This is a genomic window from Streptomyces sp. NPDC048196, from assembly GCF_040652715.1.
Taxonomy (GTDB): domain Bacteria; phylum Actinomycetota; class Actinomycetes; order Streptomycetales; family Streptomycetaceae; genus Streptomyces; species Streptomyces siderophoricus.
Map to the genome: position 1 here is coordinate 241,627 of NZ_JBEZMM010000004.1, position 26,268 is coordinate 267,894.

General features: G+C 73.0%; 20 protein-coding genes. 4 read left to right on the top strand and 16 right to left on the bottom strand.

Features of this window, described 5'->3' with window-relative positions; genetic code table 11:
• Nucleotides 1-116: 116 nt before the first annotated feature.
• Nucleotides 117-644 carry a transcriptional regulator NrdR gene (gene nrdR, locus AB0E02_RS07805; protein WP_030798830.1) on the bottom strand — a complete coding sequence of 176 codons (528 nt, stop codon included), beginning with the start codon at nucleotides 642-644 and terminating at the stop codon, nucleotides 117-119.
• A gap of 479 nt (nucleotides 645-1,123) precedes the next feature.
• On the opposite strand from nrdR, the gene lexA reads away from it, so the two are divergent.
• On the top strand, nucleotides 1,124-1,927 hold the full coding sequence (gene lexA / locus AB0E02_RS07810) for a transcriptional repressor LexA (protein WP_362137112.1): 804 nt from the start codon (nucleotides 1,124-1,126) through the stop codon (nucleotides 1,925-1,927).
• 148 nt (nucleotides 1,928-2,075) lie between these two features.
• On the opposite strand, the gene AB0E02_RS07815 is transcribed toward lexA, so the two are convergent.
• The 5 genes from AB0E02_RS07815 to AB0E02_RS07835 all read right to left on the bottom strand — a co-directional run bounded on the left by AB0E02_RS07815 (nucleotide 2,076) and on the right by AB0E02_RS07835 (nucleotide 10,182).
• Nucleotides 2,076-4,058, bottom strand: coding sequence for an ATP-dependent DNA helicase (locus AB0E02_RS07815; RefSeq protein WP_362137113.1), 1,983 nt, complete (start codon nucleotides 4,056-4,058; stop codon nucleotides 2,076-2,078).
• A 41-nt stretch (nucleotides 4,059-4,099) separates the two neighbouring features.
• The gene (locus AB0E02_RS07820) at nucleotides 4,100-5,866 is read right to left on the bottom strand and encodes an IucA/IucC family siderophore biosynthesis protein (RefSeq protein ID WP_362137114.1); all 1,767 of its coding nucleotides are present in this window, start codon (nucleotides 5,864-5,866) and stop codon (nucleotides 4,100-4,102) included.
• A gap of 105 nt (nucleotides 5,867-5,971) precedes the next feature.
• On the bottom strand, nucleotides 5,972-6,661 hold the full coding sequence (locus AB0E02_RS07825; RefSeq protein WP_362137115.1) for a GNAT family N-acetyltransferase: 690 nt from the start codon (nucleotides 6,659-6,661) through the stop codon (nucleotides 5,972-5,974).
• Between the two features lie 105 nt (nucleotides 6,662-6,766).
• Nucleotides 6,767-8,791 (bottom strand): IucA/IucC family protein, encoded by a 2,025-nt coding sequence (locus AB0E02_RS07830; protein ID WP_362137116.1) that lies wholly within the window; start codon nucleotides 8,789-8,791, stop codon nucleotides 6,767-6,769.
• 11 nt (nucleotides 8,792-8,802) lie between these two features.
• Nucleotides 8,803-10,182, bottom strand: a complete 1,380-nt coding sequence (locus tag AB0E02_RS07835) for a diaminobutyrate--2-oxoglutarate transaminase family protein (RefSeq protein ID WP_362137165.1) — start codon at nucleotides 10,180-10,182, stop codon at nucleotides 8,803-8,805.
• Between the two features lie 277 nt (nucleotides 10,183-10,459).
• On the opposite strand from AB0E02_RS07835, the gene AB0E02_RS07840 reads away from it, so the two are divergent.
• Nucleotides 10,460-11,647 (top strand): hypothetical protein, encoded by a 1,188-nt coding sequence (locus AB0E02_RS07840; RefSeq protein WP_362137117.1) that lies wholly within the window; start codon nucleotides 10,460-10,462, stop codon nucleotides 11,645-11,647.
• Between the two features lie 117 nt (nucleotides 11,648-11,764).
• Here AB0E02_RS07840 and hflX read toward each other — a convergent pair whose 3' ends face one another.
• From hflX to miaA, 6 genes are all read right to left on the bottom strand, one after another.
• The gene (gene hflX / locus AB0E02_RS07845) at nucleotides 11,765-13,252 is read right to left on the bottom strand and encodes a GTPase HflX (protein ID WP_362137118.1); all 1,488 of its coding nucleotides are present in this window, start codon (nucleotides 13,250-13,252) and stop codon (nucleotides 11,765-11,767) included.
• Nucleotides 13,253-13,399: 147 nt separating this feature from the next.
• Entirely contained in the window at nucleotides 13,400-15,037 is a 1,638-nt protein-coding gene (locus AB0E02_RS07850) for a M1 family aminopeptidase (protein WP_362137119.1), read from the bottom strand.
• Nucleotides 15,038-15,189: 152 nt separating this feature from the next.
• Entirely contained in the window at nucleotides 15,190-17,394 is a 2,205-nt protein-coding gene (locus tag AB0E02_RS07855) for an HD domain-containing protein (protein ID WP_362137120.1), read from the bottom strand.
• 209 nt (nucleotides 17,395-17,603) lie between these two features.
• A complete protein-coding gene (gene dapF / locus AB0E02_RS07860; protein ID WP_362137121.1) occupies nucleotides 17,604-18,479 on the bottom strand; it encodes a diaminopimelate epimerase in 876 nt (291 codons plus the stop codon).
• 291 nt (nucleotides 18,480-18,770) lie between these two features.
• The gene (locus AB0E02_RS07865) at nucleotides 18,771-19,214 is read right to left on the bottom strand and encodes a hypothetical protein (RefSeq protein WP_362137166.1); all 444 of its coding nucleotides are present in this window, start codon (nucleotides 19,212-19,214) and stop codon (nucleotides 18,771-18,773) included.
• A gap of 564 nt (nucleotides 19,215-19,778) precedes the next feature.
• Nucleotides 19,779-20,717, bottom strand: a complete 939-nt coding sequence (miaA, locus tag AB0E02_RS07870; protein ID WP_362137122.1) for a tRNA (adenosine(37)-N6)-dimethylallyltransferase MiaA — start codon at nucleotides 20,715-20,717, stop codon at nucleotides 19,779-19,781.
• Between the two features lie 224 nt (nucleotides 20,718-20,941).
• Between miaA and AB0E02_RS07875 the strand changes: the two genes are divergently transcribed.
• A complete protein-coding gene (locus tag AB0E02_RS07875) occupies nucleotides 20,942-21,397 on the top strand; it encodes a hypothetical protein (RefSeq protein ID WP_362137123.1) in 456 nt (151 codons plus the stop codon).
• A gap of 179 nt (nucleotides 21,398-21,576) precedes the next feature.
• On the opposite strand, the gene AB0E02_RS07880 is transcribed toward AB0E02_RS07875, so the two are convergent.
• From AB0E02_RS07880 to AB0E02_RS07890, 3 genes are all read right to left on the bottom strand, one after another.
• Complete coding sequence (locus AB0E02_RS07880; protein ID WP_362137124.1) at nucleotides 21,577-22,287, bottom strand: class III extradiol dioxygenase subunit B-like domain-containing protein; 711 nt, start codon at nucleotides 22,285-22,287, stop codon at nucleotides 21,577-21,579.
• Nucleotides 22,288-22,326: 39 nt separating this feature from the next.
• Nucleotides 22,327-23,844, bottom strand: a complete 1,518-nt coding sequence (gene miaB, locus AB0E02_RS07885) for a tRNA (N6-isopentenyl adenosine(37)-C2)-methylthiotransferase MiaB (protein ID WP_201809774.1) — start codon at nucleotides 23,842-23,844, stop codon at nucleotides 22,327-22,329.
• A 113-nt stretch (nucleotides 23,845-23,957) separates the two neighbouring features.
• The gene (locus tag AB0E02_RS07890; RefSeq protein WP_362137125.1) at nucleotides 23,958-24,725 is read right to left on the bottom strand and encodes an ankyrin repeat domain-containing protein; all 768 of its coding nucleotides are present in this window, start codon (nucleotides 24,723-24,725) and stop codon (nucleotides 23,958-23,960) included.
• 136 nt (nucleotides 24,726-24,861) lie between these two features.
• Between AB0E02_RS07890 and AB0E02_RS07895 the strand changes: the two genes are divergently transcribed.
• Entirely contained in the window at nucleotides 24,862-25,857 is a 996-nt protein-coding gene (locus AB0E02_RS07895) for a TAXI family TRAP transporter solute-binding subunit (RefSeq protein ID WP_362137126.1), read from the top strand.
• Nucleotides 25,858-25,956: 99 nt separating this feature from the next.
• On the opposite strand, the gene AB0E02_RS07900 is transcribed toward AB0E02_RS07895, so the two are convergent.
• Nucleotides 25,957-26,160 carry a cold-shock protein gene (locus AB0E02_RS07900; protein WP_030288153.1) on the bottom strand — a complete coding sequence of 68 codons (204 nt, stop codon included), beginning with the start codon at nucleotides 26,158-26,160 and terminating at the stop codon, nucleotides 25,957-25,959.
• Between the last annotated feature and the right edge of the window lie 108 nt (nucleotides 26,161-26,268).

A 26,268-nucleotide genomic window follows, 5' to 3' on the forward strand; every position in this document is an offset into this window, starting at 1 on the left:
CCCTGTATACGGGCAAACGCCCATATGTGCGCACGCATTCCGTGGCACGGTGTTTGTCTTTCTGCTACCGGGGCGCCCTGCTCTCGCCCCGATACAGGTCTGGATGCGCGCCGAGCTCAGTCGGCGGCGGTGGCGGGCGCGGGAACGGCCGCGTCGGCCTCCCCGTCACTCCCGCAGCCCGGGCCGGGCGGGCCCTGCTCGCGCTGCTCCCGCAGCTCGGCAATGGCCGCCTCGAAGTCCTCGAGCGAATCGAAGGCCCGGTAAACGGACGCGAAGCGCAGGTACGCGACGAGGTCGAGTTCCTGCAGCGGGCCCAGTATGGCGAGCCCGACGTCATGGGTGGACAGCTCGGCGCTGCCGGTCGCGCGCACCGCTTCCTCGACCCGCTGGCCGAGCTTGGCGAGTGCGTCCTCGGTGACCGGGCGGCCCTGACACGCCTTCCGCACCCCGGCGATGACCTTGTTGCGGCTGAAGGGCTCGGTGACCCCGCTCCGCTTGATCACCATCAGGGACGCCGTCTCGACGGTCGTGAAACGGCGGGAGCAGTCGGGGCACTGACGGCGCCGGCGGATCGCCGTCCCGTCGTCCGTCGTCCGGCTGTCGACCACCCGGCTGTCGGGGTGCCTGCAGAAGGGGCAGTGCATGGCTCGACCCTCCTCACCCTCGATGTACGGACGTACGTACGCCAACGATCCCGGCGTACGACGAATAACCCCGGCCGGCCGCCAGGGCCCTCCGAAGCAGCCCCAAGCATAGGCGATCCCGGCGCCCCGAAGGACCAGGCACCACAACTTGTGGGCGGCCGAACGCATCTAACCACTAGATATGGTGTCGGCCCGCTTACATCCGCCTACCGCGTGTCGCGAGGGGGGGCGGGCCGGACGGCCGCCCACGAGGGTACGGGACGCCACCCGCCCGGGGGCGCGGCGGGGCAGGGATGACACAATCGGGCCGACCGCACGGCCCCTCCGTTGCGCGCGGAAATTCGCCGCTCGGCCATACACCCAGCCACTTGATCGGGTCAGCCAATCAGCGAATATTTCACTCGAACGTGTGTTTGGCGCAACCTTTCGAAAGCAACTACCGTTGGCTAACTAGGGAGAACATTTCGAGAGGGGCCGACGTGACCACCACCGCAGACAGCGCGACCATCACCGCACAAAGCCACTCCCAGAGCCGGTTCGAACACCCGCAAAAGGCACCGCGGCAGCCGATGGAAGACGCCACGTTGGACTCCGAAGAGCAGAAGCCCGCCCGATCGCTTCCCGGTCGGCCTCCAGGAATCCGCGCGGACAGTTCGGGGCTCACGGACCGCCAGCGCAGGGTGATCGAGGTGATCCGGGATTCGGTGCAGCGGCGCGGCTATCCACCGTCCATGCGGGAGATCGGCCAGGCCGTCGGGCTGTCCAGCACCTCGTCCGTCGCCCACCAGCTCATGGCCCTGGAGCGCAAGGGTTTCCTCCGCCGCGACCCGCACCGCCCGCGGGCGTACGAGGTCCGCGGCTCGGACCAGACCGCCACCAGCGCCGCGACGGAGACCGCCGGCAAGCCGGCCGCGTCCTACGTCCCGCTGGTCGGCCGGATCGCGGCCGGTGGCCCGATCCTCGCGGAGGAGTCGGTCGAGGACGTCTTCCCGCTCCCCCGCCAGCTCGTCGGCGACGGTGAACTGTTCGTCCTGAAGGTCGTCGGCGACTCCATGATCGAAGCCGCGATCTGCGACGGCGACTGGGTCACGGTCCGCCGCCAGCCGGTCGCCGAGAACGGTGACATCGTCGCCGCCATGCTGGACGGCGAGGCCACCGTGAAGCGCTTCAAGCGCGAGGACGGCCATGTGTGGCTGCTGCCGCACAACTCCGCGTACCAGCCGATTCCTGGTGACGAGGCGACCATCCTCGGCAAGGTGGTGGCCGTACTGCGGCGGGTCTGACCCACCCCTCACGACCGGGCTCCGGGACCACTGCGCCGGTCCCGGAGCCCTGCTGTGCGTATCGGGCCCTACGTGCCCGGCCAGGCGTGCATGCCGGTACCCACAGCAGGGCTCGACCTTCTGCACCCTCTGCGGTCCCTGGCTCGTGCTACTGCTCCGGCTTCTCTTCCCCCGCCTTGGCGGCCGCGTCGATGGCCGCCAAGGAGCGACGGACCTGGTTGCGGTCGGTGGTGTACCAGAAGTCGGGCATCGAGGCGCGCAGGAACGAGCCGTAGCGGGCCCGCTCGACCCGCGGGTCCAGGACGGCCACGACTCCGCGGTCGCCCGTGGCACGGACCAGGCGGCCGGCGCCCTGGGCCATCAGCAGCGCGGCGTGGGTGGCCGCCACGGCCATGAAGCCGTTGCCGCCGGCCTCCTCGACGGCCTTCTGCCGGGCGCTCATCAGCGGATCGTCCGGACGTGGGAAGGGCACCCGGTCCATCACCACCAGCTGGCAGTTCGGCCCCGGTACGTCGACGCCCTGCCAGAGGGAGAGCGTGCCGAACAAGCAGGTCCGGGCGTCGGCGGCGAAGTTCCGGATCAGCTCGCCGAGGGTCTCCTCGCCCTGGAGCAGGATCGGCACGTCCAGCCGGCCGCGCAGCTCCTCGGCGGCGGCCTGGGCGGCGCGCATGGACGAGAACAGGCCCAGGGTGCGCCCGCCGGCGGCCTCGATCAGCTCGGCGAGCTCGTCGAGCATGTCGCCGCGGCTGCCCTCCCGGCCCGGCTGGGCGAGGTGCTTGGCGACATAGAGGATGCCCTGCTTCGAGTAGTCGAAGGGCGAGCCGACATCGAGGCCCTTCCACGGGGGTGCGTCCTCGCGCTGGGTGCCCTCCGGGGAGAGCCCCAGGGAGGCCGCGACGCCGTTGAAGTCACCGCCCAGCTTGAGCGTGGCGGAGGTGAGGACGACCGAGCGGTCCTCGAAGAGCTTCTCGCGCAGCAGCCCCGAGACGGACAGCGGCGCCACCCGCAGGGACGCGCCGAAGCGGTCGTGGCGCTCGTACCAGACCACGTCGTATTCCGAGCCGTTGGCGATGCGCTCGGCGACGGCGTGGACGTTCTCCACCGAGGCGAGCGCCTGCTTGCGGACGGCGTCCTCGTCCTGCACCGATTTGTCGCGGGTCGAGCCGAGCGCCGAGATGACCGTACGGGCCGCGTCGCGCAGCGCCATGAGGCAGTAGCCCAGGTCCTCGGGGATCTTCTCCAGGCGACCCGGCAGGGCCAGCTCCATCAGGCGCTCGAAGGTCTCGGAAGCGGTCTGCAGCTGGTCGGCGGCCTTTTCGTTGACGAGCTTGGCGGCCCGGCGCACGGCGCGGTTGACCTGGCCGGGGGTCAGCTCGCCGGTGGCGACGCCGGTGACCCGGGAGACCAGCTCATGGGCCTCGTCGATGATCAGGACCTCGTGCTGCGGGAGGACCGGGGCGCCCTCGATCGCGTCGATGGCCAGCAGCGCGTGGTTGGTGACGACGACGTCGGCCAGCTTGGCGCGCTCCCGGGCGGCCTCGGCGAAGCACTCCGCGCCGTACGCGCACTTCGAGGCGCCCAGGCACTCCCGGGAGGAGACCGAGACCTGGCCCCAGGCGCGGTCCGAGACGCCGGGGGTGAGGGCGTCGCGGTCGCCGGTCTCGGTCTCGTCCGCCCAGTCCCGCAGCCGCAGCAGGTCCTTGCCGAGCTTGCTGGTGGGGGTGGCCTGCTCGAAGACGTCGAAGAGGCCGTCCTCCTCTTCCTGCGGGACGCCCTCGTGGAGGCGGTGCAGACACAGGTAGTTCGAGCGGCCCTTGAGCATGGCGAACTCGGGGCGGCGGCGCAGCAGCGGGTGCAGCGCGTCGACGGTCCGCGGAAGATCGCGCTCCACCAGCTGGCGCTGGAGCGCGAGGGTGGCCGTGGCGACGACCACTCTCTCGCCGTGGGCGAGCGCCGGCACCAGATAGCCGAGGGACTTTCCGGTGCCGGTGCCGGCCTGGACCAGCAGGTGGGCGCTGTCGTCCACGGCCTCGGCGACGGCCTCGGCCATCGCCACCTGGCCGGGGCGCTCGGTGCCGCCGACGGCGGTGACGGCGGCATGGAGCAGATCGGGGAGGGAGGGCTTCGTCATAGCGCTGCAAGCCTACGCGGGACCACTGACACCGTGCCGGGTCACGGATGGTGCAGGGGGTTGGGGACGGTGCCGTGCACCGCGGCGTGCGGGCGCTCGCGGCGGTCCCGGTAGCCGTCCACATGCAGACGGTTGCGGTTCAGGCACAGCCGCTCGATCCGCGGGGTGAGCAGGTCGAACGTCTCGTACCGCTCCTTCAGCCCGGGGAAGCGCTCGTGGTGGCGGAGGATCTCCGCCCGTACGAGTGACCAGAACTCCTCTTCGGGAACACCGAGTTGGTCGGCGCACAACGGGGCGAGGTAGCGGAAGACGCCGACGAACAGGCCGGAGTGGATGAACTGGGTGAGGAACGCGGGCGGTTCGGTGAGCAGGACGGTGCGCACGTCCTCCGGCATGGAGTCGTGCTCCGGCAGCGGCCGGTCGCTGGTGTTCACGTCGTCGACGAAGTCCTTGACCGCGAGGCGGGTGGGGACGTCGTGCTCGTCGAAGATCACGATGGCGTTCTCGCCGTGCGGGGAGAAGACCGTGCCGTACTGGTAGAGGAAATGCAGCAGCGGGGGCAGCAGCGCGGCGAAGAGGCGGGCCAGCCAGACGCGCGGGGCCAGGCCGGAGCGGTGTACCAGCTCGGCGGTCAGCGCGCGGCCCTGCGGGTCGGTCTGCAGCAGCGAGGCCAGCGTGCGGCCCCGTTCGCCGGGGTCGAGGCAGCCGTGCAGCGGCTCCCGCCAGATACAGCCGAGCAGCTCCTTGAACTGGTACGGGACGCCGGGCAGCCGGTCGTAGAGGGGGTGCTCGACGGTGACCGAGGCGATCTCGCCGAGGAGGATCACCCGGGTCTCGTCGCGGAGGTAGGGGTCGGCGTCGCGCAGGCCGTGGACCCAGCGGGTGACCGCGGGCGCGGCGAGGGTGCGCTCGGTGGGCAGTCCGCGCCAGACCAGGGTGTTGAGGATGGACAGCGGCAGTTTGACCGTACGGGCCTCGGGCCGGCTGACGTTGAGGAAGGTGCGGATCGACTGCTGCGGCAGCCGGAGGTCGTTGTCAGTGGGCAGCGCGATGATGGATCTGTCCGCGAGTTGCGGGGCGAAGAGCGGGGCGACGGTCTCGTCCCACTGCCAGGGGTGTACGGGGAGGAAGAGGTAGTCGGCGGGGTCGCGGCCCTCGTCGGTGATGGCGCGGGCGAAGGTGTGACGGGTGGCGGGGGTGAGTTCCTCGCCGTAGAGACGGTCGGGGGTGGCCAGCGTGGGGATACCGCGGTAGTGGGCGATGCCGTGGTGCGCGGCGAGCCAGGGCAGGCGGCGGGCGGTGCGCGCTTCGGGTGCCCAGGTCGCCGCGTCGGTGGCCGAGAAGCCGAGCCGGCCCTTGTTGGCGACGAGCCAGGGGTGGCCGGTCTGGTGGCCTTCCAGGGCGGCGTAGTCCAGGTCGGCGAGGTCGGCGGCGCTCAGAGCGGTGGCGTCGAGCCGGGTGTCGGCGGCCAGGGTGGCGGTCAGCTCCCGGATGAGGTGGCCGGTGGTGTCACCGGACAGGCCCAGGACGGTGTCGTGGGCGTGGGTGAGGAAGTGGAAGGGGTCGGCGTCGGGGGTGATCGAGGCGGGGTCGACGCGCCAGTGGCCGTAGGCGCCGCGGCGGGCCCGGAAGCGGTAGATCGTTCCGTCGGAGACCGGCAGGCGGTAGCGGGGGACGCCGTCCGGGCCGGTGCCGTCGGGCTCGGGCGCGAGGACTTCCTCGTACGCGAACTCCGCCAGGATCTTGGCGAAGAGCCGGCGGGCGGCGTGCTGCCAGGCGTGCTGCGAAGGCTGGGGCTCAGGAGGCAAGGCGGGACTCCTCGAAGCGGGACCGCCCCGGCTCGTACGGGGGACAACCGGAGCGGCGGGGTGGACGACGGACCGGAGCGGGGCCGTCGACAGACGGCCCCGGGGTCAGAGCAGGTGGCGGTAGGCGCGGTCGCGGACCATCAACGCCGCGCGTTTTCCGGGGAGTTCGAGCTCGTCGGCGTAGCGGAAGCCGGCGGTCAGGAAGGCCGCGACGGACGCGGTGTTGCGCAGGTCGGGCTCGGCGAGGACCCGGGTGCAGTCCGGGCGGCGGTCGAGCACGAGGTCGGCGGTGGCGCGCAGCAGGGTGCTGCCCAGGCCGCGGCCGCGGTCGTGGGCGCGGCCGAGGAGGAGGTGGATCCCGGTGTCGTGGGGGCGCGCCGGGTAGGAGCGCGCGAGCGGGTCGAGATCGGCGCGGTAGATCTCCCAGTAGCTCATCGGCACGCCGTCGAGCACGCCCAGGCAGGGCACGCTCCGGCCGTCCCCGTCGAGCTGGCTGCGCAGGTGGGCGGCGGTGGTCCCCGGCGGCCCGGCCAGCTCCCAGAAGGCCGAGACGGCCGGATCGTTCATCCAGGCGGTGATCCGCTCCAGGTCGCGGGCGGGCTGGACGGGGACGAGCTGGAACGGCCCGGCAGGTGTGCGGGCCGCTCCCCAGTCCGCCAGGTCGTCGAGGAGCCGGCCGGCGGGGGACGGCGGCCGGCCGGGGCCGCCGGTGCCCCGGGTGGTGCGGGCTGCCGTGAGCGGGTGGTGGGCGGCCTGGTCGGCGCTGGAGTCGATGCCGGAATCGGTGGATGGCACGGCGGCGCTCTCCTCTCGTGGCCGGATGCCGCGTGGCCTTGTGGGTCGCGGGGCGTCGGCGCCGGGGACGGGGGGCGGGGGTCCGGGGTCGGACGGATCGGCGTCCTAGGGAACGAGGGGGTTGGGCAGGGTGACGTAGACGGACTGGGTTTCGACGGGACCGACGAGTTCGTCCAGGCCGTGCAGCCGGGTCGCGAGATTGGCCTTGCAGCGCAGGGTGCGGGCGGCCAGCAACTGCTCGGGGAGCGGGGAGCGGTGTCCTTCGGGGGCCGCGGCGGCGTCGGCGAGGAACCGGCGGAAGGCGGCGAGCAGGATCTCCTCGCGGGCCAGGCGCTGGGAGCCGAAGGCCCCGATGAGGCCGAGGACGTTGTTGATGCCGAGGTAGTAGGCGAAGCGTTCGTCGACGACGTCGTCGGCGACGAAGGTGTCGCTCACGACGCCGATGCCGGGCAGCCGCCGTTCGAGACCGGCGCGGCGGGAGGTGCGGAAGTAGTAGCCCTGGTTGTCGCGGTAGCGGCCGCCGGTCGGCCAGCCGTCGGGGTCCAGCAGCACGAGGGTGTTCTGCTGGTGGGCCTCCAGGACGATCCCGGCCGTGCCGTCCAGCCACAGCAGGGGCCGGACGACCGCTTCGAGGTAGCGCAGGAACCACTCCGTGGCCACCGCGCCGGTGGGGCGTCCGGTGCGGGCGGCGAGGGTGCCGACGAGGTCTTCGAGGCGGGAGCGGACGCCCGCGTGGCCGGGCCAGGGGCGGGGCGAGGTGAGACCGGCGATGCAGACGGCGTCGTCGGTGCGGGTGAAGGGGTTGTGGCGGATGACGACGTCCAGGCCCTGGACGGGTTCCCCGTCGGGGCCGTCGACGGCGAGGTAGGCCGGGTCGCGGACGATGTCGAAGCAGGGATGGGCGGCCTGCCACTGCTCGCCGAGTCCGGTGCGCAGCAGCCGGTGCACCTCGACGCCACGGATCAGTTCCTTGCGGAGGTTCTCCCGGCGGGAGTTGGTGATGCGCAGCCCGAGGGAGAGCTTGAGCATGGCCTCCGCGTCGGGGCGGTGGACGGTGCGGACGGAGGAGGTGGGGTGCCAGAGCGGACCGTGCGGGCCCAGGTCGTGCAGCAGTCCGGCGTCGCGGAGGGCGGTGAGGTCGGGGCGTCCGGCCAGCTCGCGGGCCTGCCAGGGGTGCAGCGGCAACGGCACGGTGCCGTCGGGGAGTGGGAGGCCCTCACCGGCGAGGCGGGCGGTGAGCCGTTCCGCCGGGACGGGCTTGCCGCGTTCGGTCCAGGCGGAGTCGGCGGCGACGGCGGAGCGGTGCACGGCGATCCAGTGCAGCGGGAAGGCGCCGCGCAGTTCGGGCGAATAGGCCCGGGTCTCGGCGTCGCTGAGCCCTTCCCGGCTCTTGGGGGTGGGGTGCAGCGGATGACCCAGGAGCAGGGACTGCTCGGCTTCGAGGAAGAGCGCGCCGTGGTCGTCGGCGGGCCGGGCGCGCCGGTCGGCAAGGAAGGTGGCCACGTTCCGGACGGAGTCGGCGACCCGGCCGAGGAGTTCGGCGCCGTCGCCGTCCGGTGTCGGCTCGCCCTCCGGGGCCATCCGTTCCCCACCGTCGGCGACGCGGTGCTCGCCGCCGTCCGAGGCCTGCCGGTCACCGCCGTGCGCGGCCTCGCGGCGCAGCAGCGCGGCGAGCGTGACGGCGTCCAGCGGGGCGGCGCCGGCCGGGGCGCCTTCGAGGCCGGGTGCGCCCAGGCGGTGCCAGCCGGTGGGCGACCAGTAGCGGACGGGGATGTGGAGTGCGGTGGCGCTGGCCGGCAGCGGGAGGCGGAGCCGGCCGCCGGTCGGCCGGGGGCTGCCGTTCTCCCGCAGCCAGCAGCGCAGCAGGTGCTCGATGCCCGCGGCGTCCGCGGCGACCGCCGGGTCGGGGTGGTCGAGCGGGTCGTGCTCGCCGGGGACGCGGTCGTAGGCGGGGGGCGCGGTGAGCGGGCCGGTGGCCAGGTCCGGGCCCTCGTGGGTCTGCTGGTGGCAGGCGTCCTCCGGGGCGCGCCGCTGCTGGCGGGGGACGGACTCGATCGTGCCCGCGCCGTGGTGCCGGTCGGGGAGGCGCTCGGCGGGCGGGGTGCCGTCGGGGCCGGGGCGTTCGTTCATGGGGTGGTGCCTCACAGTGTCGTGGGGGACGAGGCCGTCGGCCCGGGGTCGGTGCGGACCGCCGCCGTGATGGCGTCGGCGAGGCGGTCGAGGATCGCGTCCGCCTGTTCGTCGGTGATGGTCAGGGGTGGCAGCAGCCGGACGACGGCGGAGTGCCGGCCGCCGAGCTCGACGATCAGGCCGCGGTCCAGGCAGGCCTGTTGGACGGCGGCGGCGAGGTGCGGGGCGGCGGGGCGGGCGCCGCCGGGGTCGAGGTCGGCGCCCGCGTCGACGAGTTCGAGGCCGAGCATCAGTCCGCGGCCGCGGACGTCGCCGATGCAGTCGTGGGCGCCGGCCAGGGCGCGGAGCCGGTCGAGCATCCGGGCGCCGAGTGCCCCGGCGCGTTCGGCGAGGCCGTTGGCGCGGACGTGGGCGAGGGTGGCGCGGCCCGCGGCCATGGCGAGCTGGTTGCCGCGGAAGGTGCCGGCGTGTGCGCCGGGCTGCCAGGCGTCGAGTTCCTCGCGGTAGACGATCACGGCCAGCGGCAGGCTGCCGCCGATCGCCTTCGACAGGACGAGCACGTCGGGGACGATGCCGCTGTGCTCGATCGCCCAGAAGGTGCCGGTGCGGCCGACGCCGGTCTGGACCTCGTCCACGATCAGCGGGATCTGCCGGGCCGCGGTGAGCTCCCGCATCCGCCGCAGCCAGCCGTCCGGGGCGGGGATCACCCCGCCTTCGCCCTGGACGGGTTCGAGGATCATCCCGGCCGGCCGGGGCACCCCGCTCTTGTGGTCGTCGAGGAGGTTCTGGGTCCAGCGGGCGGCGAGTTCGGCGCCGCGCTCACCGCCGGTGCCGAAGGGGCAGCGGTAGTCGTAGGGGTAGGGCAGCCGGGCCACGCTGGTGTGCCGGGCGCCCCCGGAGGCAGCGAGCGCCTCGGCGGTCATGCCGTGGTAGGCGCCGGAGAAGGCCATCAGGCCGTCCCGGCCGGTCGCGGTGCGGACGAGTTTGAAGGCCGCCTCGACGGCGTCCGTACCGGCCGGGCCGCAGAACTGGATCCGCCCTTTTTCGGCCAACTCCCTGGGCAGCGTGGCGAACAGCTCGGTGATGAAGGCGTCCTTGACGGGGGTGGCCAGGTCGAGGACGTGCAGCGGAGCGCCGGAGTCGAGGACCGTGCGGATCGCTTCGAGCACGACGGGGTGGTTGTGGCCGAGGGCAAGGGTGCCGGCGCCGGAGAGGCAGTCGAGGTAGCGCCGGCCGTCGGCACCCTCGATGGTCAGCCCGCGGGCGCGCACCGGGACGATGGGCAGTGAGCGCGCGTACGTACGGGCTGCGGACTCACGCAGGGACTGTCGACGCAGGATCCCCTCGTGGGCCGGCGGCGCGGCCGCCGGCACGATTTCGGTCAACGCCACGGCAGTTGTGTCCTCCTGCTTGGTGAGCTGCTGCATACCGAGCGGGCCGGCGGGCAGCCCGGCCGTCCCCCGTACGTACCAACGACGGCGGCGACGCCGGATCACGGCCCGGAACAAGATCCTTGAGGGGCTGGAACCGGGGACCCGAGTACCGCCGTCCCCATCGTCACCGGCATAGTGGGGTCCTGCGCTCGGATCTTGAGGTTCATGACAACTTCCGGAACCGAGCGACTCCGCTCAAAGCCACACCATTCGATTCATCAGGGGGACCCCACCCATGCGATCCATACGACGGCCCGTCCTGGCCGCCGCCGCCCTCACCGCCGTAGTGGCGCTCACCGCCACCGGCTGCGGGCCGGACAGCGACAACGCGGACGCCAAGCCCAGTCAGTCCGCGGCGGACACCACGGGTGGGGGGGCGATCAAGATCCCCAAGGACATCCAGGACAAGCTCAAGGAACACGGCTTCGACCTGGACAAGTGGAAGAACGGCGAGTGGAAGAACTGGGACCGGGACAAGTGGCTCCGGGAGGCCGGGGAGTTCATCAACCCGATCATCAAGAACTTCTGGAACCCTGACAAGATCGAGAAGGTCAAGCCGCCCAAGGACCCCAGCAAGCCCGAGGACATCTCGGAGGACCAGGGCAAGACGGATCCTGAGCCGGCCGCCGTCCCCGCTCAGCCCGTCAAGACCCCGTACACCACCACCGCTCCCGGTGTGGGACTGCTGCTGTTCAGCACGCCCCAGGGCGAGTCGCGCTGCTCCGCCACCGTCGTCAAGGACCCGGCGCACCCCGGTAAGTCCAACCTGGTGTGGACCGCGGCGCACTGTGTGCACGCCGGCAAGAACGGCGGCTGGTACCGCAACATGATGTTCGTGCCGAACTTCAACAAGACCGGCGGCAGCGCAGGCCAGTTGAAGAACAAGCCCTTCGAGGAGCGCGTCCCCTCGGGCAAGTGGTGGGCGGACGACATGGCGACGTCCAGCGAGTGGATCAAGGACGGCGGCGCCGTGCCGGGCGTGCCGATGGCCCCGTACGACTTCGCGCTGATGCACGTGAAGCCGGAGGAGAGCACCGGCGGCAAGTCGCTGGAGGAGATGGCCGGCGGCGCGTACCAGGTCGACTTCAACGCCCCGGCGATGGCCAAGATCCCCAGCCTGACCGCGCAGGGCTACCCGGCCGAGGCGCCGTTCGACGGTGCCGCGCAGCAGAGCTGCACCGACAAGCCGACCCGGCTGTCGATGGACGCCAACAAGCCGACCATGTACCGGATCGGCTGCACGATGACCGGTGGCTCCTCCGGTGGCCCCTGGTTCATCAAGGGCGCCGACGGCAAGCCGGTGCTGGTCTCCAACATGTCGATGGGTCCGCGCCCGGCCCGCTGGTCGGCCGGCCCGCACCTGGGCCCGGAGGCCAAGGCCATCTTCGACAACATGAGCAAGAAGTGGGCGAGCAAGCAGTAGTCCGCTGAGGTGGGGCGGTGCCCGGCACCGTCCCACCGGGCCGCCACCACGGCGAAGGCCCGCTCCGGTCTCCCGGAGCGGGCCTTCTGCGTACCTGCGGGCCGTATGTGCGGGGCCTTACGCCGCCGGCACGAACGGGCGGAACTCGGCGGCCAGCGCTTCGTGGACCCGCGCCTTGAGGACCGTGCCCTCGGCGGTGTGCTCCTCGGAGAGCACCTCGCCCTCGGCGTGCGCCCGCGAGACCAGTGCGCCCTGGGTGTAGGGCACCAGGACCTCGATCTCGACCCGCGGCCGGGGCAGTTCCTCGTCGAGCAGGGTCAGCAGCTCAGCGATGCCCTGGCCGGTACGGGCCGAGACCGCGATCGCGTGCTTCTCCCGGCGCAGCAGCCGCTGGAGGACCAGCGGATCGGCCGCGTCGGCCTTGTTGACGACCACGATCTCGGGGACGTCCGTGGCGCCGACGTCCCGGATCACCTCGCGGACGGCGGCCAGCTGCTCCTCCGGCACCGGGTGCGAGCCGTCGACCACATGGAGGATCAGGTCGGAGTCGCCGACCTCCTCCATCGTGGAGCGGAACGCCTCGACGAGGTGGTGCGGCAGGTGCCGGACGAAGCCGACGGTGTCGGCGAGGGTGTAGAGCCGCCCGCTGGGCGTCTCGGCCCGCCGGACGGTCGGGTCCAGGGTGGCGAACAGGGCGTTCTCCACCAGCACGCCGGCGCCGGTGAGGCGGTTGAGCAGGGAGGACTTGCCGGCGTTGGTGTAGCCGGCGATGGCGACCGAGGGGACCTGGTGGCGCCGGCGTTCCTGGCGCTTGGTGTCCCGGCCGGTCTTCATCTCCGCGATCTCCCGGCGCAGCTTCGCCATCCGCTCGCGGATCCGCCGCCGGTCCGTTTCGATCTTGGTCTCACCGGGACCACGGGTGGCCATACCGCCGCCCGTGGAGCCGGAGCCACCGCCACCCATCTGCCGGGACAGCGACTGGCCCCAGCCGCGCAGCCTCGGGAGCATGTACTGCATCTGGGCCAGCGAGACCTGCGCCTTGCCCTCCCGGGACTTGGCGTGCTGGGCGAAGATGTCGAGGATCAGGGCGGTCCGGTCGACCACCTTGACCTTGACGACGTCCTCAAGGTGAATCAGCTGGCCCGGGGAGAGCTCACCGTCACACACCACGGTGTCGGCCCCGGATTCGAGCACGATGTCGCGCAGCTCCAGCGCCTTGCCGGAGCCGATGTAGGTGGCCGGGTCGGGCTTGTCGCGGCGCTGGATGACACCGTCGAGCACCAGCGCACCGGCGGTCTCGGCCAGCGCGGCGAGCTCGGCGAGGGAGTTCTCCGCGTCCTGCACCGTCCCGGAGGTCCAGACACCGACGAGCACCACGCGCTCCAGTCGGAGCTGGCGGTACTCGACCTCGGTGATGTCTTCGAGCTCGGTGGAAAGGCCCGCCACACGGCGCAGCGCCGCGCGGTCCGACCGGTCGTACTGGTCGCCGTCGCGCTCCCCGTCGATCTCGTGGCTCCAGGCGACGTCCTCTTCCATCAGGGCGTCGGCCCGAAGGCTCTCCGGGAGGCGCTGCCGGTCCTGCGGAAGGGAAGAAGAGGAGGTCATTTGATCCTTTGCGTCGTTGGGAAGCCCTCATGGGACCGGATGGATGGCCCCAGCGGGACTGTCGTAGGTGTCAACGTACGACACGCTCCGGAGATTCCCGGGCTGCCGGCGCCGACCTGATGATGGTCCCACGGCCCGGGAGAGCGGTCACGCGGGTTTTCCGCGGGGCGTGGGCTTTCCGGCGAGCTTCACCGGCTGTCCGGTCTTGCCGGGCTGTCCGCCCTTCACGGGCTGCCCGGGCTGCGCCGGCTTGCCCAGGTCGCCGGCCGCACCGGGCCGCCACGCCGGGTGGCCGGGCATCGGCGGGGTGTGCGCGCCGTAGAGCCACTCCTGGAAGAAGCCGGTGAGGTCCTGACCGGAGATCTTGGAGGCCAGCGCGGTGAAGTCGGCCGAGTCGGCCACACCGTCCTTGTGGTGGGCCACCCATTCGCGTTCGAGCCGGTCGAAGGCCGCCGGGCCGATCTTCTGCCGCAGTGCGTAGAGGACCAGGGCGCCGCCGTCGTAGACGATGGGGCGGAAGATGCTGATCTTCTGGCCGGGGCTGGGGACCTTGGGCGCGGCGGGCGGCCCGCCCTCGGCCCGCCACCCGTCGGACTGCTCGTACGCCCGGTGCATCCGGGTCTCCAGGTCGGCCCGGCGGTCGCCCTTCTCCTGGGCGTAGAGCGCCTCGTACCAAGTGGCGTGGGCCTCGTTGAGCCAGACGTCGGACCAGCGGCGCGGGCTGACGCTGTCGCCGAACCACTGGTGCGACAGTTCGTGCACCATCACGGACTCCACGTACCAGGCGGGCAGGTGCTCGACCGTGAACAGGTCCTTCTCGAAGAGCGAGAGGGTCTGGGTCTCCAGCTCGAAGCCGGTGCGGGCGTTGGCGATCAGCACCCCGTACGCCTCGAAGGGGTAGGGGCCGACCTTGCTCTCCATCCAGGCGACCTGCTCCGGCGTCTTGGCCAGCCATTTGGCGAGCGCCGCGCGGTTCGCGGTCGGGACCACGTCGCGGATCGGCAGGTCGTGCGGTCCGTGTCGGAACAGCACGCTGGACTTCCCGATGGAGACCTGAGCGAGTTCGGTGGCCATCGGGTGGGCGGTGCGGTAGGTCCAGGTACGGCGTGCCGCGCGGGTGCCGGCCGCCCCCAGGGGCAGGCCGTTGGCGACCGCGGTCAGCTCCTGGGGGGCGGTGATGCGGAAGGTGAAGAACGCCTTGTCGGAGGGGTGGTCGTTGCAGGGGAAGACGCGGTGGGCGGCGTCGGCCTGGTTGGCCATGGCCAGCCCGTCGGTGGTGCGGATCCAGCCGCCGTCGGTCTTGCCGCGGGGGTCGCTGGTGTGCTGGACGGAGATCTTGATCTGCTGTCCCCGGGAGATGTGGACCGGGGGGACGACCACCAGGTCCTCGCCGTGCTGCTCGTACCGGGCGGGCAGGCCGCCGACCTTCACGGAGCGCACCGTGCCGCGGGCGAAGTCGAGGTTGAGCCGGTCGAGCTCGGTGGTGGCGTGCGCGGTGATCTCCGTGGTGGCGTTCATCGGCCGGTCGTTGTGGCCGGAGTAGTCCAGGGAGACGTCGTAGGACGTGACGTCGTAGCCGGTGTTGCCGAGCGTGGGGAAGAGCCGGTCGCCCAGGCCCTGCGCCTCCAGGGGCTGCGGCTCGGCCACGCCGAGGGTGGCGACGGCGGCCAGCCCGAGTGCGGCGGCCCGGCGGCCGGAGCGCCGGAGCCGGCCGGTTCGGGCACCGCGCGGCGCGGGGACGGTGCGGTCGGGGTCGCGGGACGGTCGGCGTGAGCGAAGGGACATGAACTACGGCTACCAACGCGGCCGCCTCCGCGGTGGGCGAGCCGTCAAACGGCACCCGAACGGGCGGTGCCCCGTGCGTCTGTCCCGGAGGGCGTCCTCCGGACGGCCCGCAGCCGTCCGACGGGCCGTCACCAGCCCTGGCCGGTCCGGCCTCAGGGACGCATCGCCGCAGCCTGCCGGACCCGTCCGGCGCGCAACACGTCGAATACGCCGGGGACTTGCCGCATGGCGCGCATCAGGGAGGGCAGCCCGGCGGCGTTCGGCAGGTGCAGCGTGTAGGTGTGGCGCACGCGCTGTTCGTGCGGGGGTTCGACGGCGGCGGACACCACGGCGGCGCCCTGGGCGGCGATCGCCTCGGTGAGGTCGGCCAGGAGGTGCGGCCGGCTGAAGGCCTCGGCCATGAGGGTGACCCGGCAGCCGTGGGTGCCCTGGCCCGCGCCCCGCCAGCGCACCCCGACCGGCTGCCGTCCGGTGGCCGCCATACGGGCCACGACGGGGCACAGGGCGCGGTGCACGGTGACCGCGCCGCCCCGTACGGCGAAGCCGGTGACGGTGTCCGGCGGTACCGGTGTGCAGCAGCCGGCCAGCCGGACCGCGGCGCCGGGGAGGTCCGCGACCGCGAGGACCGAACCGGGCGTGGCACGGGCCGCCGCGGGGCTCTCGCCGTCCGGGGCGGGCCGGCCGGCGGGCGACGGCCCGGAAGGGGGCTCGGCGGGCCCCTGCGGGCCGACGGCGGGCTCCTGGGAACCGGACAGCCAGCGGGCGATGGCGAGCCGCGCGGCGGGCGTACGGGCGTGGTCGAGCCATTCCGGCGAGGGGCCGGCGGCGGAGTCCGGGGCCATCAGGAGCTGCAGGCTGTCGCCGTCGTGCAGGACGGTGGCGAGGGTGGCGAGCCGGCCGTTGACGCGCGCGCCGATACAACAGTGCGCCCGCTCGCCGTGCCGCTCGTACGCCGCGTCCACACAACTGGCGCCGGCGGGCAGACCGATGGCCTCGCCGGCCGCCCCGTCCGTGGCGTCCGAACCGTCCGAGGGGGCGTCCGCGCAGAAGACGGTGATCTCGCGGTCCTGGGCGAGATCGGCGCGCAGCGAGGTCCAGAAGGTGTCCGGGTCGGGGGTGGTGCGCTGCCACTCCAGCAGACGGGAGAGCCACCCGGGGCGGGTCGGGTCGGCCCGCTCGCCCTCGGGGGCGTCGGGTCCGTCCGTGGGTGCGTACGGGTTGCCCAGCGCGATCACCCCGGCCTCGGCGACCCGGTGCATCTGGTGGGTGCGGATCAGGGTTTCGGCGATCTCCCCGGAGGGGCCGGTGACGGCGGTGTGCAGCGACTGGTAGAGGTTGAACTTCGGTGTCGCGATGAAGTCCTTGAACTCGGAGACCACCGGTGTGAAGCAGGTGTGCAGCTCACCGAGGACGGCGTAGCAGTCGGCGTCCTCGGCCACCAGCACCAGCAGCCGCCCCAGGTCGGCGCCGGTCAGCTCGCGGCGGGCCAGCCGTACGCGGTGCACGGAGACCAAGTGCCGTGGCCGGACGAGGACTTCGGCGTCGATGCCGGCCTCGGCCAGGACCGTGCGCATCCGCTCCGCGATGTCGGCGAGCGGGTCGGGCCGGCCGGCGTACTCCAGGACGAGGGCCTGTGTGGTGGCGTACTCGTCGGGGTGCAGGATCGCGAAGACCAGGTCCTCCAGCTCGGCCTTCAGCGCCTGGACGCCGAGGCGTTCGGCCAGCGGGATCAGCACGTCGCGGGTCACCTTGGCGATCCGGGCCTGCTTCTCGGGCCGCATCACGCCGAGGGTGCGCATGTTGTGCAGCCGGTCGGCGAGCTTGATGGACATCACCCGGACGTCGTTGCCGGTCGCCACCAGCATCTTGCGGAAGGTCTCCGGCTCGGCGGCGGCGCCGTAGTCGACCTTCTCCAACTTGGTCACGCCGTCGACGAGATAGCCGACCTCGGCGCCGAACCGCTCGCGCACCTGATCCAGCGTCAGATCGGTGTCCTCGACGGTGTCATGGAGCAGCGAGGCGGTCAACGTCGTGGTCTCGGCGCCGAGTTCGGCGAGGATGAGGGTCACGGCCAACGGGTGGGTGATGTACGGCTCACCGCTTTTGCGCAGCTGGCCGCGGTGCGAGGACTCGGCGAGCAGATAGGCCCGGGCGAGGGTGTCCAGGGCGGCGTCGGGGTGGTGGCGGCGGTGCACCTGGGCGACGTGCTCCAGGGCGTGCGGGAGGCCGTCGCGGGGGGCCGGGCCGAGCAGTGCGGCGCGGCCGATGCGGCGCAGCCCTCTGAGCTCCAGTCGGCGGCGGCCGCGCCCGCGACCCGCTGCTCCAGGGTTACCAGGGTTCGTGGCCTCTGCGCTCATGGGCACCTCCGGCAGCGTCGACCGGCGGTGGGACGCGTCAGTTCCGGTGTCCCGGGCCGGTGCTTGATGCTATCGAGCCCATCACGCAGTGCTGTCCACCTCTCGCTCAGAGTGATACGGATCACCCGTTCGAGCGAATCTTTTGGCCTGAATCGTTTTTGCAGGGCGGCCGGGGAGCGTGCCCGCCCGGCCTCCCTGTCGTGGGCCGGTCAGGCGAGCGCGGCGGTGAGCCAGGTGGGGTCGAAGGTGCCCTCGGCGACGATCTCGGCCGGTCCGGTCATCTCGACCGTGCCGTCGGGCAGCTCGGTGATCTTCAGGCTGCCGCCGAGCACATCGACCCTGTAGGTGACGGGGGTTCCGGTCGCCGTCGGGTCAAGACCGTCCCTCCGGGCGGCCGCGACGGCCACCGCGCAGGCGCCGGTGCCGCAGGACCGGGTCTCGCCCGAGCCGCGCTCGTGGACGCGCATCGCCACGTGCCCAGGTCCGCGGTCGACCACGAACTCGATGTTGACGCCATCGGGATAAACCGCCGCGGGGCTGAACGGCGGTACGGCCAGCAGGTCCCCGGCGTGGGCCAGGTCCTCGACGAACGCGACCGCGTGCGGATTGCCCATGTTGACGTTGCGGGCCGGCCAGCTGCGGCCGCCGAGCGTGACCACCACGCCGTCCTCGGGCAGCTCGGCGCGGCCCATGGAGACCGTGACGTCGCCGGTCTTGGCCAGATGGACGCGGCGCACGCCGGCGCGGGTGGCGATGGCGAGGTCGCCGGCCTCGACCAGGCCGGCGTGCAGCAGGTAGCGCGCGAAGACCCGGGTGCCGTTGCCGCACATCTCGGCGATCGAGCCGTCGCCGTTGCGGTAGTCCATGAACCACTCGGCCTCGTCGGCCTGATCACGCGCCTCCGGGTGCGCTGCGGACCGTACGACGCGCAGCACGCCGTCACCGCCGAGGCCGGCCCGCCGGTCGCAGATCCGGGCGACCGCGGCCGCGGGAAGGTCGAGCAGACCGTCCGGGTCGGGGACGATCACGAAGTCGTTCTCGGTGCCGTGCCCCTTGAGGAAGGGCACCCGCTGCGTACTGGTCACCCTTGCATCGTACGGGGCGGGGGTGACAGGGGTGGCGGGGGCGGGTGCGCTCCTGACCCGCCCACCCCCCGAAGGGGGGTGGGCGGCGGGGAAAAGAGGAGCGCGTCGTTCCGTGCCCGAGCCCGACAGAGAAGCGCGTCCGCGCGGCCTGGGTGGGACGCGTCAGCGCGGCCCAGGCAGGAGCGCATCAGCGGGGCCCGTGCGGGACCGCGTCAGCGCGGCCTGGGTGGGACGCGTCGGCGCGGCCCGGGCGGGACTGCGTCAGCGCGGCCCGGGGGAGGCGGGAGCGCGTCAGCGCAGTCGGGCCACGCGCCAGATGGCCAGGGCCGCGGGGACGGCCACCACCAAGGCGTACAGGAGGACCACCCGCCAGCTGGCGCGGCGGCCGGAGCCGCGGGCGGGCAGGCCGGGCCAGGTGTGGCCGACGCGGCGGGCGGCCATCATGCCCCAGCCGGCCGCGCAGCAGCACAGCAGCAGGCCGAGCATCGCGATCACCGCGCCACCGTCGCCGCCGAATTCGAAGGCCAGCGGGAAGGCGAACATCAGCGAGCCGAGGGCCGCCAGCCCGACGATCGGTGCGAGCTGCCACAGCCGCAGCCGGCGCGGCGGACGCAGCTCGCGGAAGGACTCGCCACCCTCGCCGGTCCCGCCGACGGCGTCCGGTCCGTCGGAGTCGTCCAGCGCACCGGAGTCGTCCAGCGCCCCGGTGGCGCCCAGGGCATCGGAGTGGCCCATGGGGTCGGAGGTCCCCAGGGGATCGGACGGGTCGAGGGCATCGGACGAAGCGAGTGGGCCGCTGCCGAGACTGTCGCCGCCGGACGGACCGTCCTCGGCGAGGCCGTCGTGGGACAGGTCGCCGTGCGGCCGGCCGCCTTGGGAGAGACCGTGGTGCGAACGGCCGCCGTGGGCCGCGTCATCCAGGCCCGGGTCATTCCGGGCTGCGTCATCCCGGTCCGGGTCGTTCCGGTCCGGGTCGTTCCAGGACGGATCGTTCACGGACGTGTCGTTCCGGGACGTGTCGTTCCCGAGCGGGGCGTCCCCGAGCGGGTCGTCCCCGAGCGGTTCGTTCCGGACGTCCGGGCCGTCGGCGGTCAGCGGTGCCGCGGCGGTGTCCGCAGCGGTATCCGCGGCGGTGTCCGTGTCAGCGCCGTTGTCCGGCTGCTGGGCTCGGTTGCGAGGGCCGGCCTCCATTGCCACGCGCCCTCCCCACTGCCGCATGCATGCCTCGATCGAAGGTCGATGATGACACGCCCTCAGGGGCCCTGATGACGGCCGGAGCGTCCCGATGCCATGACGTGATCAGGCTGTGACCGGTCGTTCGAGCAAGGCCAGCGCCTGCTCAGGGAGTTCCGCCCGGTGCTCGGCCGCACCGCTGAGCCAGTGGACGCGCGGGTCCCGGCGGAACCACGAGTCCTGACGGCGCGCGAAGCGCTTGGTGGCGCGCACCGTCTCGTCACGCGCCTGCTGTTCCGTGCACTGCCCCGCCAGCTGCGCGAGCACCTGCTGGTAGCCGAGCGCCCGGGAGGCGGTGAGGCCCTCCCGGAGCCCTTCGGCCTCCAGGCGGCGCACCTCGTCGACGAGGCCCGCCTCCCACATGCGGTCGACCCGCCGGGCGATCCGCTCGTCGAGTTCGGGGCGCGCGACGTCGACCCCGATCTGCACGGTGTCGTAGACCGCCTCGTGACCCGGGAGGTTCGCGGTGAAGGGGCGGCCGGTGATCTCGATGACCTCCAGGGCACGCACGATGCGGCGGCCGTTCCCGGGCAGGATGGCGCGGGCGGCCTCCGGGTCGGCGGTGGCCAGCCGGGCGTGCAGGGCCCCGCTGCCCAGGTCGGCCAGTTCGGCCTCCAGGCGGGCGCGCACCTCCGGGTCGGTGCCGGGGAACTCCAGGGCGTCGATGGCACCGCGTACGTACAGGCCGGAGCCGCCGACGAGGACCGGGGTGCGGCCCTCGGCGAGCAGCCGGTCGATCTCGGCGCGGGCCAGCCGCTGGTACTCGGCGACGCTGGCGGCGCGGGTGACGTCCCAGACGTCCAGGAGGCGGTGCGGGACGCCCTGCTGCTCCTCGGGCGTGAGCTTGGCGGTCCCGATGTCCATGCCGCGGTAGAGCTGCATGGAGTCGGCGTTGATGACCTCGCCACGCAGGTGTCGGGCGAGCGCAACGCCCAGATCGGACTTTCCGGCCGCGGTGGGGCCGACGACGGCGATGACCCGCGGAGCGGGGACAGCGGTGTTCACCCCGTCAGTCTCCCAAACATCGGTGGCCCCTCTCGAACGAGCGACGTGACGGGCCACCGGTGAGGTCGTTGCCTGTTGCGAGGTCCCGAGAGAGCCGGTGCAGCACCGGCGCCCGTGGGCGGCGCATCGGTCCGCTCCGGGCGGCAGGGGATTTCGCCCACATGAAGAGCGTAGGAGCAGTTATGGGCGTATTTTCGCGGTTTCGCCGCCGTAAGTCCGAAGCGTTGACGGAGGAGAGCGCCGCAACGTCGGTGACGGCCGAGGCGGAGGAGCCGGCGAAGTCGGCCGCTTCGGCGGAGGCCGAGGGCGCCGAGGAAGCCCGGGGGGCCGGAGAAGCCGAAGAGTCTGCGGAGTCCGGGGAGTCCGCGGGCGCCGGGGAGGCCGCGGCCGGCGACGGGACCGCGGCGGACGCGGTGGCGGAAAGAGTGGCGGACGACACGGCGGAAGCGGCGGCCCCGGAGGTGTCCGGTGACGAGACGCATGACGGACAGCGTGCGGAGACCGCCGAGGCGACCGCCGAACGGGCCGCGGAGACGTCTCCCGGACCGGCCGCCGAGCAGGCCGCCGAAGGGGAGCCGCACGGCGCCGCGGAGCAGACCGCCGAGAGCGCCGGGATTCCCCGGCAGCAGTCGGTCCGGGCCACGGCGGACAGCGAGTCCGGCGAGGCCGCACGGAAGTGAGGCACGGGTAATTCGCGCGCGTCGGAAGACGGGCGGCGCACGACGGCCGCGGGGTGGCTCACCACCTCGCGGCCGTCGTGTCGTATCCACCACGGAGCGGTCGCCGCCGGACCGACCCCCTCGGGAGGGCCGGCGTGCCACCGGGCCGCCGGTGACCGGCCGGCCCGGCGCAGCGGGGGCTACGACCAGGTGGCGACGAAGTACCCGACCCCGTACGGGGCCTCCTCGCGCAGCAGCCGGCCGCCCAGGCCCGCGCCCTCGGCGGCGCCCGCCAGGAGCTGCCAGCCGGCCCGCCCGGACGCCTGCAGGGCCGCGGCGAGCTGGGCGTCCAACGCACTCAGCGCGACGACGTCGGCGGCGCCCAGCGCGCGGGACACGGCGGCGTCGAAGGGCTCGGCCCGGTCGTCGAGGTAGCCGGGCGCCTTGACCGTCCGGCAGGCGCTGCCATCGCCCATCACCAGCAGGGCCACCCGGGGCGCACGGGTGGCGATCTCCCGGCCGGCCGCCAGGGCCCGTTCGGCGGGCAGCGCCGGATCCAGGCCCAGGCCCTCCACCGGGGCGTCGGCCCAGTCCGCGCGGGACAGCAGCCAGGCGCCGACGGAGAGGGACGGCGGGAGCGGCCGCTCGGTGGCGGTCTCGGCGGCGCCCAGCGTCACATCGAGCGGCACCCCGAAGCCGCGGAACGAGCCGGCGGCACCCTCGGGGTGCGGGCCGCGGGTGGCCTCGTCGGCGGGGCCCACGACGACCAGCCGGTCCGGGCGGGCCGCGGCGAGCAGGCCGATCGCGTCGAGGCAGGCGGCGCGCAGCGGTTCCAGCTCGGGCGCCGCGCCGGCGGCGACCTCCGGGACGAGCAACGGCGGGCAGGGGCAGATGGCGGCGGCTACGAGCATGCCACGCAGCGTAACGTCCCCTGCCCGCCGTCCTTGCGGTCAGTCGCAGCCGCAGCCCGCGGTGGGCGCCGGGCTCGGGGCCGGGGCGCCGATGGTGGGCAGGCCCAGCAGGACGCCCTTGGGCTTGTCGGCCGGGGCGGCGGTGCGCTTCTCCCAGGCGTCACCGGCGCGGGTACGGCGGACCGCCTTGGCCGGGCCCTCCGCGAGGAGGTGGTGCGGAGCGGCGTAGGTCACCTCGACGGTCACCACGTCGCCGGGGCGGACCGGCTCCTCGGGCCGGGTGAAGTGCACCAGGCGGTTGTCCGGCGCCCGGCCGGACAGCCGGTGGGTCGCGTCGTCCTTGCGGCCCTCACCCTCGGCGACCATGACGTCGAGGGTGCGGCCGACCTGCTTCTTGTTCTCCTCCCAGGAGATCTCCTCCTGGAGGGCGACCAGCCGCTCGTAGCGCTCCTGGACGACGGCCTTGGGGATCTGGCCGTCCATCTCGGCCGCGGGGGTGCCGGGGCGCTTGGAGTACTGGAACGTGAAGGCCTGGGCGAAGCGGGACTCGCGGACCGTGTGCAGGGTCTGCTCGAAGTCCTCGTCGGTCTCCCCCGGGAAGCCGACGATGATGTCCGTCGAGATCGCGGCGTCCGGCATGGCGGCGCGCACCTTCTCGATGATGCCGAGGAACCGCTCCTGGCGGTACGAGCGGCGCATGGCCTTGAGGACCCGGTCGGAGCCGGACTGCAGCGGCATGTGCAGCTGCGGCATCACGTTGGGCGTCTCGGCCATGGCGGCGATCACGTCGTCGGTGAAGTCGCGCGGGTGCGGGGAGGTGAAGCGCACCCGCTCCAGGCCCTCGATGTTCCCGCAGGCGCGCAGCAGCTTGCTGAAGGCCTCGCGGTCGCCGATGTCGGAGCCGTAGGCGTTGACGTTCTGCCCGAGCAGGGTGATCTCGCTGACGCCCTCGGCGACCAGCGCCTCGACCTCGGCGAGGATGTCGCCGGGCCGGCGGTCCTTCTCCTTGCCGCGCAGCGCCGGGACGATACAGAAGGTGCAGGTGTTGTTGCAGCCGACGGAGATCGACACCCAGGCCGCGTACGCGCTCTCGCGGCGGGTCGGCAGCGTGGAGGGGAACGCCTCCAGCGCCTCGGCGATCTCGACCTGCGCCTCTTCCTGGACGCGGGCCCGCTCCAGCAGCACCGGCAGCTTGCCGATGTTGTGCGTCCCGAAGACCACGTCGACCCAGGGGGCCTTCTTGACGATGGTGTCGCGGTCCTTCTGGGCGAGGCAGCCGCCCACGGCGATCTGCATCCCGGGGTGCGCGGCCTTCTTGGGGGCGAGCTGCCCGAGGTTGCCGTAGAGGCGGTTGTCGGCGTTCTCCCGCACCGCGCAGGTGTTGAAGACGACGACGTCGGCCTCCTCGCCCCCCTTGGGCGCACGGACGTACCCGGCCTCCTCCAGCAGGCCGGACAGCCGCTCGGAGTCGTGGACGTTCATCTGGCACCCGTAGGTGCGGATCTCATAGGTCTTCGGCACGCCCACGACGTGGCTGCGGTCGGTGCTGCTGGTCATTCCTCAAGGGTAAGGGCCCGCCGGAGAAGCCTTCTCCCCGCGGGCCGGAAGGGCCGTCCGCACCCGCTCCCTGGCCGGCGGGCGGGGCCTCTTCGATCTCCCCGGAACTCTCCTCAACTCGCCTCGTCAGTCTCCTCGTGACCCTCCTCGAAGAGGTCGATCAGACGCAGCACCTCCGCGCCGAAGTGCCGCTCCAACGGGTCCGGGCGGCCCCGCAGGGCCGCGGCCGCCTCCCGGACGGCCTGCTCCGGCCGCTGCTGGGCCGCGGACGTCGTCGCCCACCACACCTCGTGGTCGACGTCCGGTTCGGCCAGGGCGCGGGACAGCAACTCCTCGAAGGCGGGCCGGACCCCGAACCGCGGCTCCAGCACGGTGAGGATCGCGGCGTGCCCGGTGCGGACCCGCAGCCCGCCCAGCGACAGCTCCTCGCAGGTCGTCCCGAACGCGCCCCGGACGGTCCTGCGCCGGACCGGCTCCACCGGCCCGCTCCTCCCGGCCCTCCCGACCTTCCCGCTCCTGCGCCGCAATTCGGCCACGGCGCCGCTCCCGTGCCAGTACCGGGCCAGCGCCAGGGCATCGCGCCCCGCGCCGTCCTTGTGCCAGAGTTGCGCGCCGCGGCAGATGAGCGTTTCCGTGATCTCGTACGCCCCGTGGTCGACCGCCCGCAACAGGGCGGTGCGGCCGTCGGGGGCCACCCGGTCCAACCGCGCCGCCCCGCTCAGCGACTCCACCACCGGCAGGTCGAAGGCATCCACCGCCAGGCACAGCAGGGGCGTGCCGTGTCCGTCGACGGTGTCCGGGTCGCCGCCGGCAGCGAGCAGCGCGTCCAGCGCCGTCACGTCCCCGTTCCGTACGGCCGCTACCAGTGCCCCGTCGCCCATGCTTCGTCCCTCGCTCCCCGCCCCGCGCGCCCACCGCAGGCCCGCCGGTCAAGGATCACGGGCCGAGCGGAGCGTAGTGGACCACAGGGCCCCTCCCCCCTCCCGCCGGAGCCCCGCACCTGGCAGGATCCCGCGCATGGTCACCGCACTCCCCCGCCCGGGCCGCCGGGTGTCTCAGGCAGGCGTCGCGGCGCTGGTCGTGCTCGGGCTGGCGCTGTGGTGGCTGCTGTCCATGGGGAGCGCGCCCGCACCGGGCGGCCAGGTCACGATGGCGACGGGCGTGCCGACGGGGGTGTACGCGCGCTACGGGGAGCTGCTGCAGCAGGACCTGGCGCACGACATGCCGGATGTGCGGCTGCGGCTGACCCGTAGCGAGGGGTCGATCGACAATCTGCGGCAACTGGTGTCCGGGCGTGCGGAGTTCAGCATCGCGACGGCTGATGCGGTCGCCACGTACCAGTTCCGTGGCGAGCCGGGCGCGGACCGGCTGCGGGCCTGTGCGCGGCTGTACGACGACTACATGCAGCTGGTGGTGCCCAAACGGTCGGCGGTGCGCTCGACCAAGGATCTGCGGCGGCTCCGGGTGGGCGTCGGGGCCGACGGCTCGGGTGTGCAGCTGATCACCCGGCGGCTGCTGGAGGCGGCCGGACTGGACTTCGACCGGGACATCAGGCCCGTGCGCGTGGGCATCGACCGGATGCCGAAACTGCTGGAGCAGGGGAAGCTGGACGCCTTCTTCTGGTCGGGCGGGCTGCCGACGACGGCGGTCCAGCGGCTCGCGGAGCGGTTCCCCGTACGGCTGGTGCAGCTCGGGGACCTCACCGAGGGGCTGCACCGGCAGGGCGAGCGCACCCGCTACTACCGGGCGGCGGTGATGCCCGCCGACGCCTATCCGCGGGCCCAGGACGGGCAGGCGGTGAAGACGATCGCCGTGGCGAACCTGCTGGTCACGACGGACCGGGAGGACGCGGCGCTGACGCAGGGCATCACCCGGACGGTGATCGACAGCCGGGACTGGATCGGGCGTCAGGTGCATGCCGCGCAGAAGGTGGACCTGCGGACGGCGGTGTTCACCGATCCGCTGCAGCTGCACGAGGGCGCCCGGCGCTATTACGTGTCCGTGAAGCCCTGAGGGCATCGGACCGCGCGGCCGTGCGGGGCCCGGCCCCAAAAAAGCGCCCTGGCCTGCGACGGACGGTGCCGTCGCAGGCCAGGGCAGACGCGCGGGGCGTCAGGCGGGGATGATGTTCTCCGCCTGCGGGCCCTTCGGGCCCTGGGTCACGTCGAACGAGACCTTCTGGCCCTCCAGCAGCTCACGGAAGCCCTGAGCCTGGATGTTCGAGTAGTGGGCGAAGACGTCGGGGCCGCCGCCGTCCTGCTCGATGAAGCCGAAGCCCTTTTCCGAGTTGAACCACTTGACGGTGCCGGAAGCCATGTTTTTCTCCATTCATGGGGCAAACCGGGAACCGCACTGTGCGGTCCCCTTCGCCGCGATCATCGCCCCACACCGGAAACGGCCCGGAAAACTCCGGAAAACAGGAAC

Coding starts and splice junctions, on each gene's coding strand:
- nrdR (WP_030798830.1), bottom strand. CDS start 644: ATGCACTGCCCCTTCTGCAGGCACCCCGACAGCCGGGTGGTCGACAGC.
- AB0E02_RS07815 (WP_362137113.1), bottom strand. CDS start 4,058: ATGACGAAGCCCTCCCTCCCCGATCTGCTCCATGCCGCCGTCACCGCC.
- AB0E02_RS07830 (WP_362137116.1), bottom strand. CDS start 8,791: ATGAACGAACGCCCCGGCCCCGACGGCACCCCGCCCGCCGAGCGCCTC.
- AB0E02_RS07840 (WP_362137117.1), top strand. CDS start 10,460: ATGCGATCCATACGACGGCCCGTCCTGGCCGCCGCCGCCCTCACCGCC.
- hflX (WP_362137118.1), bottom strand. CDS start 13,252: ATGACCTCCTCTTCTTCCCTTCCGCAGGACCGGCAGCGCCTCCCGGAG.
- AB0E02_RS07850 (WP_362137119.1), bottom strand. CDS start 15,037: ATGTCCCTTCGCTCACGCCGACCGTCCCGCGACCCCGACCGCACCGTC.
- AB0E02_RS07855 (WP_362137120.1), bottom strand. CDS start 17,394: ATGAGCGCAGAGGCCACGAACCCTGGTAACCCTGGAGCAGCGGGTCGC.
- AB0E02_RS07865 (WP_362137166.1), bottom strand. CDS start 19,214: ATGGGCCACTCCGATGCCCTGGGCGCCACCGGGGCGCTGGACGACTCC.
- AB0E02_RS07880 (WP_362137124.1), bottom strand. CDS start 22,287: ATGCTCGTAGCCGCCGCCATCTGCCCCTGCCCGCCGTTGCTCGTCCCG.
- miaB (WP_201809774.1), bottom strand. CDS start 23,844: ATGACCAGCAGCACCGACCGCAGCCACGTCGTGGGCGTGCCGAAGACC.
- AB0E02_RS07890 (WP_362137125.1), bottom strand. CDS start 24,725: ATGGGCGACGGGGCACTGGTAGCGGCCGTACGGAACGGGGACGTGACG.
- AB0E02_RS07895 (WP_362137126.1), top strand. CDS start 24,862: ATGGTCACCGCACTCCCCCGCCCGGGCCGCCGGGTGTCTCAGGCAGGC.
- AB0E02_RS07900 (WP_030288153.1), bottom strand. CDS start 26,160: ATGGCTTCCGGCACCGTCAAGTGGTTCAACTCGGAAAAGGGCTTCGGC.